The following is a 10,848-nucleotide window of genomic DNA, read 5'->3' as shown; positions in this document are numbered from 1 at the left end:
GATGAGCTGCTGCATCTGGTGGGGTTCGACGACCCCGTCCTGAGCCGAGCGCTCCAGGGTGTCCGTGATCTTCGGGATCACCTCGCCGAAGGCGGAGTCCTCGATGCCGGAACCGCGGGCCTGAACATGCGGACCACCCGTGATCTTGCCGGTGGACGAGTCCATGACGACGAAGACCGAGATGATGCCCTCGTCACCGAGGATCTTGCGGTCCTTGAGGGCCGGCTCGCCGACGTCACCGACGGAGAGGCCGTCGACGTAGACGTAGCCCGCCTGGACCTTGCCGGAGATCTTGGCCTTGCCCTCGACGAGGTCGACGGCGACGCCGTCCTCGGCGATGACGATGCGGTCGTGCGGGACGCCCGTCAAGGCGCCCAGTTCGGCGTTGGCGCGCAGGTGACGCCATTCGCCGTGGACCGGCATCAGGTTCTTCGGGCGGCAGATGTTGTAGAAGTACAGCAGCTCGCCGGCCGAGGCGTGGCCCGAGACGTGGACCTTGGCATTGCCCTTGTGGACGACGTTGGCGCCCCAGCGGGTCAGGCCGTTGATCACGCGGTAGACCGCGTTCTCGTTGCCGGGAATGAGCGACGACGCCAGGATCACCGTGTCGCCGTCGACGATGCGGATCTGGTGATCGCGGTTGGCCATGCGGGACAGGGCGGCCATCGGTTCGCCCTGGGAGCCCGTGCAGACCAGGACGACCTCGTTGTCCGGCAGATCGTCCAGTGCCTTGACGTCCACGACCAGGCCCGGCGGAACTTTGAGGTAACCGAGGTCGCGGGCGATGCCCATGTTGCGGACCATGGAGCGGCCGACGAAGGCGACCCGGCGGCCGTACTCGTGCGCCGCGTCCAGGATCTGCTGGATGCGGTGGACGTGGCTGGCGAAGCTCGCCACGATGATCCGCTTGCGGGCGCCGGCGAAGACCTGGCGCAGGACACCCGAGATGTCGCGCTCGGGCGGGACGAAGCCCGGAACCTCGGCGTTCGTGGAGTCGGCGAGCAGAAGGTCGATGCCCTCCTCGCTGAGCCTGGCGAACGCGTGCAGGTCCGTGAGGCGGTTGTCCAGCGGGAGCTGGTCCATCTTGAAGTCGCCGGTGTGGACCGCCATGCCGGCGGGCGTGCGGATGGCCACGGCGAGCGCGTCGGGGATGGAGTGGTTGACGGCGATGAACTCGCAGTCGAAGGGACCGATGCGCTCGCGCTGTCCTTCCGCCACCTGGAGGGTGTACGGACGGATGCGGTGCTCCTGGAGCTTCGCCTCGATGAGGGCGAGGGTGAGCTTGGAGCCGATCAGCGGAATGTCCGGCTTCTCGCGCAGGAGGAAGGGGACACCGCCGATGTGGTCCTCGTGGCCGTGGGTGAGGACGATGCCCTCGATGTCGTCGAGGCGGTCCCGGATGGACGAGAAGTCCGGCAGGATCAGGTCGATTCCGGGCTGCTCCTCCTCGGGGAAGAGCACTCCGCAGTCGACGATCAGCAGGCGGCCGCCGTACTCGAAGACCGTCATGTTCCGGCCGATCTCGCCGAGACCGCCGAGCGGAGTGACGCGCAGGCCGCCCGCGGGGAGCTGCGGGGGCGGGCCGAGTTCAGGATGCGGATGACTCAAAAGACTCTCCTCAAACACGCGCGCCACGTACCGGTGGGGCACGTGGCGCGCGTGACGTTCGTGCAGAAGCAGTTGTCGTGTGGGATACGGGCACCGGTGGCCCGCTTATTCAGTTGTGAAGTGCGTCTGCGCGCTCGGGCGCGCGAAGTCTGATTACTGGAGCTGTACCCCGCCGGCGGCAAGATCGATCTTGAGCTGCTCGATCTCTTCCGGCGTGCACTCGGCCATGGGGGCGCGCAGGGGGCCTGCGGGGAGGCCCTTGAGGGTGAGCGCCGCCTTGGTGGTCATCACGCCCTGGGTGCGGAACATGCCCGTGTAGACGGGGAGCAGCTTCTGGTGGATCTCGGTGGCCTTCTGGACGTCACCGGAGGTGTACGCCTCGACCAGGGCGCGCAGCTCGGGGGTGACGAGGTGGCCGACGACCGAGACGAAGCCGACCGCTCCGATGGAGAGCAGGGGCAGGTTCAGCATGTCGTCGCCGGAGTACCAGGCGAGGCCGGAGCGGGCGATGGCCCAGCCGGCGCGGCCGAGGTCGCCCTTGGCGTCCTTGTTGGCGACGATGCGCGGGTGCTCGGCGAGGCGGACGATCGTCTCCGTGCTGATCGGGACGCCGCTGCGGCCGGGGATGTCGTAGAGCATGACCGGCAGCTCGGCGGCGTCGGCGACGGCCGTGAAGTGCCGGTGGAGGCCCTCCTGCGGGGGCTTGTTGTAGTACGGGGTGACCACCAGGAGGCCGTGCGCGCCGGCGCGCTCCGCGGCGCGGGCGAGTTCGGTGCTGTGGTGGGTGTCGTTGGTGCCGACTCCGGCCACGACGTGGGCGCGGTCGCCGACCGCCGCCACGACGGCCCGTACGAGATCCGATTTCTCCGCGTCACTGGTGGTGGGGGACTCGCCGGTGGTGCCGTTGACGATCAGGCCGTCGTTGCCTGCGTCCACCAGGTGGGCGGCGAGCCGCTGTGCGCCGTCGAGGTCGAGTGCGCCGTCCGCCGTGAAGGGCGTGACCATGGCGGTGAGGACCCGCCCGAAGGGGGTCTGCGGAGTGGAGGTCGGAGCCATGGGTTACACGCTACTCGTTGCTCAGGTCGGGGTCTTCCCTCGGGGGAGGCGACGAGGTGGGGCGAAGGAGGGACCCGGCACTGCCTGCTCGGGGGTTCAGGCAGTGCCGGGCCCGTTTGATCAGGCTAGATGAACTTCATTAAATGCCGCAATACGGACACTTCACGAGACTGAACCGTACATCTGTGCTCGCGGGCCTGGACTGCGGTGCTACGGGGCCACGCGTCCGTTGGCATTGAAGGCGGCGTACGTGAGCGGCATGAGACGGGCCCATTCGGCCTCCATCTTCTCGCCGACCATCTCGATCTCCCGCTGCGGGAAGGACGGGACCTTCGCCAGCTCGTGCTGGGTACGCAGGCCGAGGAAGTGCATCAGCGAGCGGGCGTTGCAGGTGGCGTACATCGACGAGTACAGACCGACGGGGAGCACCGCGCGGGCGACCTCGCGGGCGACGCCGGAGGCGAGCATCTCCTGGTACGCCTCGTACGCCTGCCGGTAGGAGTCCTCCATCGCGCGACCGACGAGCTCCTGCTGGGCCGGGGTGCCCTCGACGAAGCGGTACTTGCCGGGGCGGCCCTCCTGGACCAGCTTGCGGGACTCGTCCGGAACGTAGAAGACCGGCTGGAGCTCCCGGTAGCGGCCCGACTCCTCGTTGTACGACCAGCCCACCCGGTGCCGCATGAACTCGCGGAAGACGAAGATCGGGGCGCTGATGAAGAAGGTCATCGAGTTGTGCTCGAAGGGGCTGCCGTGCCGGTCCCGCATCAGGTAGTTGATCAGGCCCTTGGAGCGCTCGGGGTCCTTGTCCAGCTCTGCCAGGGACTGCTCGCCGATGGTCGAGACGCGGGCGGCGAACAGCACGTCGGCGTCGGACGCGGTGTGCTTGACCAGCTCGACGGTCACATCGCTGCGGAAGTCGGGCTTGAGGTCGTCGGCGGGGATGTCGGTCACGGCGCGGGGGGTCCTTCCATCACGTCTCTCGGACGGCGCCCACTCTACGGCGCGGCACCGACGACGGGGTCTTCGGCACCGGGAGGCGACATACAGCGGTGAACGGCGGCGAACTTCTGCGAATTCGGCGAAAGTGGGCACCTCTCGGGGCCGTCGTTCGTCTGTGTCGGTGACAGTGATCCGTTCGATCCCGAAGGAGGCGTACCCCTGATGTCCGGTCGACGCGAACCCGTACCGTTCGCCTTTGTCGCCGAGGCCGACAGGTTCCGCAGCAATGTCACCCCGCCACCCCGTGAACGGGCCTCCGCCGGTCAGATGGCCGGACGCTGGCTGCTGGGGCTCACCCTCGTGGCCGGGCTGGTGGGCTCCCTGGTCGTCGGAATGCCGGCGCTGTCCGCCGATTCCTCGGGTCCGGGGACACAGCAGTCGCAGGCGACCGAGGGGCGCTGAGCCGCCTCCGGCCGTGGCAGCGGCTCCGTCCGGGCCCCCGAGGGTGGTGACCGGCGGCACGGGTCGATAGCCTCACCGGGCACTGCTGACGCATGGATCGAGTGAGGACCCGTCGTGCCCCTGCCCTTCCTGACGGCCGACCGCGCTTTCGACACGGCGGACGATGTCGCCCTGCCGCACGATGACCGGGACCGCTGGCGGCGTCCGTACCGTCCCGGGCCGTGGCGGGTGGGGGCGGCGGCGCTCCTGCTGCTGCTCGCGTCGTTCGTGCTGTTCGCCGCGGTGATCATCGCGGCGACGGCGACGCCGGCGTCCGCCGCGACGGTCTTCGCCGTCGCACTGGCCGTGGTGGCCTGCGCGCTGCGGCTGCTGCGCATGGGCGTGTGGGTGAGCTCCCGGGGACTGCGCCATGTGGCCTTTGTGGCCACGCGTACGACGTCCTGGGATCAGGTCGTCTCCGTGCGCACGGTGCAGCAGCCGGTGCGCTGGCTGGGACTGCCCCGGACGGTGCAGGGGCAGGCGCTGGTCCTCGCCCGGCGGGGGCGTTCGGCGGATTCGCCGGTGCCGCTGCTGACCTCGCGCAACGCGGACTTCCTGGGACGGGACCAGCTGGCCTTCGACCGGGCGGCCGACACCGTGGAGGCGTGGGCCGCCGAGTACCGGCGCGACTGAGCGGTCCCCGGCTCCCGCGCCCGCTCAGTGGGAGATCTTGTACAGGGCGATCGCCCGCTGCATCGCCTTGCGGGCGCGGGGTGTGTCGCGGGCGTCGTGGTAGGCGACGGCGAGCCGGAACCAACTGCGCCAGTCGTCGGGGGCGTCCTCCGTCTCGGCCTTGCGGCGGGCGAAGACCTCGTCGGCCGAGTCACGGTCGACCCGACCGCTGGGCAGGCGCTTCAGCTCGTCGACGGGCAGACCGCCCTCGGCGTCGAGCAGGGCCGCGAGCCGGTTGGCGTCGCGGACGAACTCGGTGTTCTTCCACAGGAACCAGACGCCGATGACCGGCAGGATCAGCACCGCCACGCCGAAGGTGACGGTGAGGGGCGTGCCGGCCTCGATGAGCAGCACGCCGCGGCTGCCGACCAGGACGAAGTAGACGACCAGGACGGCGGCCGTGATGGCGTAGGAGATCTTCGCGCGCATGGGATCGGCCCGGGCTCAGTTCAGGTCGAGGAAGTGTTCCAGGCCGAAGGTCAGGCCGGGAGCGGTCACCACGCGGCGGGCGCCGAGCAGGATGCCCGGCATGAAGCTGCTGTGGTGCAGGGAGTCGTGGCGGACGGTGAGGGTCTCACCCTCGCCGCCGAGCAGGACCTCCTGGTGGGCGAGGAGCCCGCGCAGCCGGACCGCGTGCACCGGGACCCCGTCGACGTTCGCGCCGCGGGCGCCGTCGAGGGCGGTGGCCGTGGCGTCCGGGGCGGGAGCGCTGCCGGCCTGGCGGCGGGCCTCGGCGATGAGCTGGGCGGTGCGCGTGGCGGTGCCGCTGGGTGCGTCCACCTTGTTCGGGTGGTGCAGCTCGACGACCTCTACGGACTCGAAGTACGGGGCGGCGATCTGCGCGAACTTCATGGTGAGGACGGCGCCGATGGAGAAGTTCGGCGCGATGAGGACGCCCGTCTCCGGGGACTGGTCGAGCCAGCCCCTCAGCTGCGCGAGGCGGTCGTCGGTCCAGCCGGTGGTGCCGACCACGGCGTGGATGCCGTGGCGCACGCAGAAGTCGAGGTTGCCCATGACCGAGGCGGGGGTGGTCAGCTCCACGGCGACCTGGGCGCCGTTCTCGGCGAGGGTCTCCAGCTTGTCGTCCCGGCCGAGGGCGGCCACCAGCTCCATGTCCTCGGCGGCCTCGACGGCCCGTACCGCCTCGGAACCGATCCGGCCCCTGGCTCCGATGACCGCCACGCGCAGCTTGCTCATGTTCTTTGCTTCCTTACCGGGAGGGATCAGGCGACGGTGTCGTGCAGGCGGGACGCCTGCTTGTCCTTGAGCGGGCCGATGACCGACAGGGAGGGCCGCCGTCCCAGGACCTCGCGGGCGACCGAGCGGACGTCGTCCGGGGTCACCGAGGCTATCCGGGCCAGCATGTCGTCGACCGACATCTGCTCGCCCCAGCACAGTTCGCTCTTGCCGATACGGTTCATCAGCGCGCCGGTGTCCTCCAGGCCGAGGACGGTGGAGCCCTTCAGCTGGCCGATGGCGCGCTCGATCTCGTCGTCGGGGAGTCCGTGCTCGGCGACGTGGTCGAGCTCGTCGCGGCAGATCTTCAGCACGTCGTGCACCTGGGAGGGCCTGCAGCCCGCGTACACGCCGAACAGGCCGCAGTCGGCGAAGCCGGACGTGTACGAGTACACGCTGTAGGCCAGTCCGCGCTTCTCCCGGACCTCCTGGAAGAGGCGGGACGACATGCCGCCGCCGAGGGCGGTGTTCAGCACGCCCAGGGCCCAGCGCCGCTCGTCGGTGCGGGACAGGCCCGGCATGCCGAGGACGATGTGCGCCTGTTCCGTCTTGCGGCCGATGAGCTCGACCCGGCCGGCGGTGCGCAGCGCGCGGCTGCCGCCGCGCGGGGCGATCGGTTCGGCGTCGGCGTTCTTGAGGGCGCCGGCCCCCTCGAAGGCGGCGCGGACCTGGCGTACGACCTTGTTGTGGTCGATGTTGCCGGCGCAGGCGACCACGAGGTGGGTCGGGTCGTAGTGCTTCTTGTAGAAGCGGCGGATGCGGTCGGCGGTGAGGGCGTTGACCGTGTCGACCGTGCCGAGGACGGGGCGGCCGAGGGGGGTGTCGCCGAACATGGTGTGCGCGAACAGGTCGTGCACGCAGTCGCCCGGGTCGTCCTCGGTCATCGCGATCTCTTCGAGGATGGCGCCGCGTTCGACGTCGACGTCCTCCTCCTGGATCAGCGAGCCGGTCAGCATGTCGCACACCACGTCGATGGCGAGCGGCAGGTCGGTGTCGAGCACGCGCGCGTAGTAGCACGTGTACTCCTTGGCCGTGAACGCGTTCATCTCGCCGCCGACGGCGTCGAGGGCGGAGGAGATGTCCAGGGCGGACCGGCGGGAGGTGCCCTTGAAGAGCAGGTGCTCCAGGTAGTGGGTGGCGCCGTTCAGGGCCGGGGTCTCGTCGCGGGAGCCGACGTGGGCCCAGATGCCGAAGGTCGCCGAGCGGACCGAGGGCAGCGTCTCGGTGACGACGCGCAGGCCGCCGGGGAGGGTGGTCCTGCGGACCGTGCCGATGCCGTTCTCGCCCTTGATCAGGGTTTGGGTACGGGCGACGGCCCGCGCCTCCGAGGAGGTGCGGGCCGTCGCCTTGGCGCTACGGGACGTCACTTGTCGGCGTCGTCCTTCTCGTCGTCGGAGGCGCCCTCTTCGCCCTCGATCACGGGGATCAGGGAGAGCTTGCCGCGGGAGTCGATCTCGGCGATCTCGACCTGGACCTTCTGGCCCACGCCGAGGACGTCCTCGACGTTCTCCACGCGCTTGCCGCCGGCCAGCTTGCGGATCTGCGAGATGTGCAGCAGGCCGTCCTTGCCGGGCAGCAGGGAGACGAAGGCGCCGAACGTCGTCGTCTTCACGACCGTGCCCAGGTAGCGCTCGCCGACCTCGGGCATCGTCGGGTTGGCGATGCCGTTGATGGTCGTACGGGCGGCCTCGGCGGAGGGGCCGTCGGCGGCGCCGATGTAGATGGTGCCGTCGTCCTCGATGGTGATCTCGGCGCCGGTGTCCTCCTGGATCTGGTTGATCATCTTGCCCTTGGGACCGATGACCTCGCCGATCTTGTCGACCGGGATCTTCACCGTGATGATCCGCGGCGCGTTGGGGGACATCTCGTCCGGCGTGTCGATCGCTTCCATCATCACGTCGAGGATGTGGAGGCGGGCGTCACGGGCCTGCTTGAGGGCGGCGGCCAGGACGGAGGCGGGAATGCCGTCCAGCTTGGTGTCGAGCTGGAGGGCGGTCACGAACTCCTTGGTGCCGGCGACCTTGAAGTCCATGTCGCCGAAGGCGTCCTCCGCACCGAGGATGTCGGTGAGGGTGACGTAGTGCGTCTCGCCCTCGATCTCCTGGGAGATCAGGCCCATGGCGATGCCGGCGACGGGGGCCTTCAGCGGCACACCGGCGTTCAGCAGCGACATGGTGGAGGCGCAGACCGAGCCCATGGACGTCGAACCGTTGGAGCCGAGGGCCTCGGACACCTGACGGATCGCGTAGGGGAACTCCTCGCGCGTCGGCAGCACCGGCACGAGCGCGCGCTCGGCGAGGGCGCCGTGGCCGATCTCGCGGCGCTTGGGGGAACCGACGCGGCCGGTCTCGCCGGTGGAGTACGGCGGGAAGTTGTAGTTGTGCATGTAGCGCTTGCGGGTCACCGGGGAGAGGGTGTCCAGCTGCTGCTCCATGCGGAGCATGTTGAGGGTGGTGACGCCCAGGATCTGGGTCTCGCCGCGCTCGAACAGCGCCGAGCCGTGCACCCGCGGGATGGCCTCGACCTCGGCGGCCAGGGTGCGGATGTCGGTGACACCGCGGCCGTCGATACGCTTCTTCTCCTTGATGACGCGCTCACGGACCAGGGACTTGGTCAGCGAACGGTACGCGGCGGAGATCTCCTTCTCGCGGCCCTCGAACTCCGGCAGGAGCTTCTCGGCGGCGAGCGCCTTGACGCGGTCCAGCTCGGCCTCGCGCTCCTGCTTGCCGGCGATGGTGAGCGCCTGGGCCAGCTCGGGCTTGACGGCGCCGGTGAGCGCCTCGAGGACGTCGTCCTGGTAGTCCAGGAAGATCGGGAACTCGCCGGTGGGCTTGGCGGCCTTGGCGGCGAGGTCGGCCTGGGCCCTGCAGAGCACCTTGATGAAGGGCTTCGCGGCCTCCAGGCCGGCGGCGACAACCTCCTCGGTCGGCGCCTCGGCGCCGCCCTCGACCAGCTTGATGGTCTTCTCGGTGGCCTCGGCCTCGACCATCATGATCGCGACGTCGCCGTCCTCCAGGACGCGGCCCGCGACGACCATGTCGAAGACGGCGTCCTCGAGCTCGGTGTGCGTCGGGAACGCGACCCACTGGCCGTTGATCAGCGCGACGCGGACGCCGCCGATCGGGCCGGAGAAGGGCAGGCCGGCCAGCTGCGTGGACGCGGAGGCGGCGTTGATCGCCACGACGTCGTACAGGTGGTCGGGGTTGAGCGCCATGATCGTGGCGACGACCTGGATCTCGTTGCGCAGGCCCTTCTTGAAGGAGGGGCGCAGCGGGCGGTCGATGAGGCGGCAGGTGAGGATGGCGTCCTCGGAGGGCCGGCCCTCACGGCGGAAGAAGGAACCGGGGATCCGGCCCGCCGCGTACATCCGCTCCTCGACGTCCACCGTGAGCGGGAAGAAGTCGAGCTGGTCCTTGGGGTTCTTGGAGGCTGTGGTGGCCGACAGCACCATGGTGTCGTCGTCCAGGTAGGCCACGGCGGAACCGGCCGCCTGGCGGGCCAGGCGGCCCGTCTCGAAGCGGATGGTGCGGGTGCCGAAGGAGCCGTTGTCGATGACGGCCTCGGCGTAGTGGGTCTCGTTCTCCACTAGCATTTTCTCCGTTACTTTGTCGTCTTTCGTCCCGCCTCGCCCGTGTGGCGGGGGGACGGGGACGGAGAAGCGCTCCACTGGTGCGGGCCGGTCTTCGATCGAAGCTCCCGGGGTTCACTCTCCCGGGGGCCACTACCGAGGACCGGCGGCGGCGGGGTGCGCTTCTCCTCGTGCGTCGTGACGTCCGATGACGTCGGTCGGCGGTGCCCTGGGGACCGCATACCCATGCGGAGCGGGACATCACACCGAGTCGTGTCTCTTGCGTTGTGCTACCACACTACAAAGGCGCGGTGACACTCCGCACGTACAGCAAAGGGAGCGGCCCCCTTTCTCGAGGGAACCGCTCCCTTCACGGCGTCTTACTTGGCGCCCGCCGCACCGCGGCGGATGCCGAGGCGGTCGACCAGCGCACGGAAGCGCTGGATGTCCTTCTTGGCGAGGTACTGCAGCAGCCGGCGGCGCTGGCCGACCAGGATCAGCAGGCCACGACGGGAGTGGTGGTCGTGCTTGTGGGTCTTGAGGTGCTCCGTCAGGTCGGAGATCCGACGGGACAGCAGGGCGACCTGGACCTCGGGGGAGCCGGTGTCACCCTCCTTGGTACCGAACTCGGAGATGATCTGCTTCTTCACTGCGGCGTCGAGCGACACGCGTACTCCTCATGGTCTACGAGTGGCCACCGAGCGCCCCCGGTCTTCGTCTCGGGGGTCTTCCATGGCTCGGAAGGCGGGGATCCGCTGGGCGCGATCTCCAGAGCGAACCCGCTCCGAAGGTGCGTACACAAACGGCCGTCACTCAGCGTACCAGTCCGTAGCGGGCGCCTTCCTCCCGGTCCGCCGAACCGGCCGGGCCGGACGTCGCAGGCCACTAGGGTGAGCGCTCGGACCGTTCGTACGTCGGGAAGGGATCGCTGCGGCATGACGGAGACGGCTGAGGAGATCAAGGCACGCAAGGAGCGGGAGAAGGACGAGCTCTACGCCCTCGACATCTCCGGCGTCGAGTGGCACGGCGCGCCGGGCACCGAGGAGCACGAGGAGCGGGTCGAGATCGCGTACCTGCCCGGCGGCGCCGTGGCCATGCGGTCCTCCCTCGATCCGGACACGGTGCTGCGGTACACGGAGGCGGAGTGGCGGGCCTTCGTGCTGGGCGCGCGGGACGGGGAGTTCGACCTGGAGCCCGCTCCGCGGGACGGCGGACGCGACGCCGGATGAGACAGCGGCGGGCGGCGCTCCGTGTGCCGCCCGTACGCG

At 69.7% G+C, this 10,848-nt stretch carries 11 protein-coding genes (1 of these 11 only partly in view); 3 read left to right on the top strand and 8 right to left on the bottom strand.

Annotated elements, in window-relative coordinates; genetic code table 11:
- From ACZ8ZB_RS25100 to thyX, 3 genes are all read right to left on the bottom strand, one after another.
- Positions 1–1,608, bottom strand: partial view of a ribonuclease J gene (locus ACZ8ZB_RS25100; protein WP_470739890.1) — the 5' portion only. It extends 78 nt beyond the left edge of the window; the window shows 1,608 of its 1,686 coding nt (coding positions 1–1,608); the start codon lies at positions 1,606–1,608; its stop codon lies beyond the left edge, outside the window.
- A gap of 153 nt (positions 1,609–1,761) precedes the next feature.
- Positions 1,762–2,664: a 4-hydroxy-tetrahydrodipicolinate synthase gene (gene dapA / locus ACZ8ZB_RS25095; RefSeq protein WP_470739889.1), complete on the bottom strand. Its 903-nt coding sequence runs from the start codon at positions 2,662–2,664 to the stop codon at positions 1,762–1,764.
- 210 nt (positions 2,665–2,874) lie between these two features.
- Positions 2,875–3,615 (bottom strand): FAD-dependent thymidylate synthase, encoded by a 741-nt coding sequence (thyX, locus tag ACZ8ZB_RS25090; RefSeq protein WP_470739888.1) that lies wholly within the window; start codon positions 3,613–3,615, stop codon positions 2,875–2,877.
- Between the two features lie 210 nt (positions 3,616–3,825).
- On the opposite strand from thyX, the gene ACZ8ZB_RS25085 reads away from it, so the two are divergent.
- Together ACZ8ZB_RS25085 and ACZ8ZB_RS25080 are read left to right on the top strand one after the other, a co-directional pair.
- The gene (locus ACZ8ZB_RS25085; RefSeq protein ID WP_470739887.1) at positions 3,826–4,065 is read left to right on the top strand and encodes a hypothetical protein; all 240 of its coding nucleotides are present in this window, start codon (positions 3,826–3,828) and stop codon (positions 4,063–4,065) included.
- 114 nt (positions 4,066–4,179) lie between these two features.
- On the top strand, positions 4,180–4,737 hold the full coding sequence (locus ACZ8ZB_RS25080) for a hypothetical protein (RefSeq protein WP_470739886.1): 558 nt from the start codon (positions 4,180–4,182) through the stop codon (positions 4,735–4,737).
- 24 nt (positions 4,738–4,761) lie between these two features.
- Here the strand turns inward: ACZ8ZB_RS25080 and ACZ8ZB_RS25075 are convergent, their stop codons facing one another.
- The 5 genes from ACZ8ZB_RS25075 to rpsO all read right to left on the bottom strand — a co-directional run bounded on the left by ACZ8ZB_RS25075 (position 4,762) and on the right by rpsO (position 10,248).
- The gene (locus ACZ8ZB_RS25075) at positions 4,762–5,205 is read right to left on the bottom strand and encodes a hypothetical protein (protein WP_470739885.1); all 444 of its coding nucleotides are present in this window, start codon (positions 5,203–5,205) and stop codon (positions 4,762–4,764) included.
- Between the two features lie 15 nt (positions 5,206–5,220).
- Complete coding sequence (dapB, locus tag ACZ8ZB_RS25070; protein WP_470739884.1) at positions 5,221–5,973, bottom strand: 4-hydroxy-tetrahydrodipicolinate reductase; 753 nt, start codon at positions 5,971–5,973, stop codon at positions 5,221–5,223.
- Positions 5,974–5,999: 26 nt separating this feature from the next.
- Positions 6,000–7,379 (bottom strand): M16 family metallopeptidase, encoded by a 1,380-nt coding sequence (locus ACZ8ZB_RS25065; RefSeq protein ID WP_470739883.1) that lies wholly within the window; start codon positions 7,377–7,379, stop codon positions 6,000–6,002.
- Complete coding sequence (locus ACZ8ZB_RS25060; protein ID WP_470741576.1) at positions 7,376–9,598, bottom strand: polyribonucleotide nucleotidyltransferase; 2,223 nt, start codon at positions 9,596–9,598, stop codon at positions 7,376–7,378. Before ACZ8ZB_RS25060 ends, ACZ8ZB_RS25065 begins: the two co-directional genes overlap by 4 nt.
- Before the next feature lie 362 nt (positions 9,599–9,960).
- A complete protein-coding gene (gene rpsO, locus ACZ8ZB_RS25055; RefSeq protein WP_004924725.1) occupies positions 9,961–10,248 on the bottom strand; it encodes a 30S ribosomal protein S15 in 288 nt (95 codons plus the stop codon).
- Between the two features lie 267 nt (positions 10,249–10,515).
- Here rpsO and ACZ8ZB_RS25050 point away from each other — a divergent pair, with 267 nt between their 5' ends.
- The gene (locus tag ACZ8ZB_RS25050) at positions 10,516–10,809 is read left to right on the top strand and encodes a DUF397 domain-containing protein (protein ID WP_470739882.1); all 294 of its coding nucleotides are present in this window, start codon (positions 10,516–10,518) and stop codon (positions 10,807–10,809) included.
- Positions 10,810–10,848: the final 39 nt, after the last annotated feature.

It is taken from the genome of Streptomyces sp. 12E (assembly GCF_055633275.1).
Note: the sequence above shows the minus strand (reverse complement) of the source record. Positions and strands in the feature narration are given on the sequence as shown.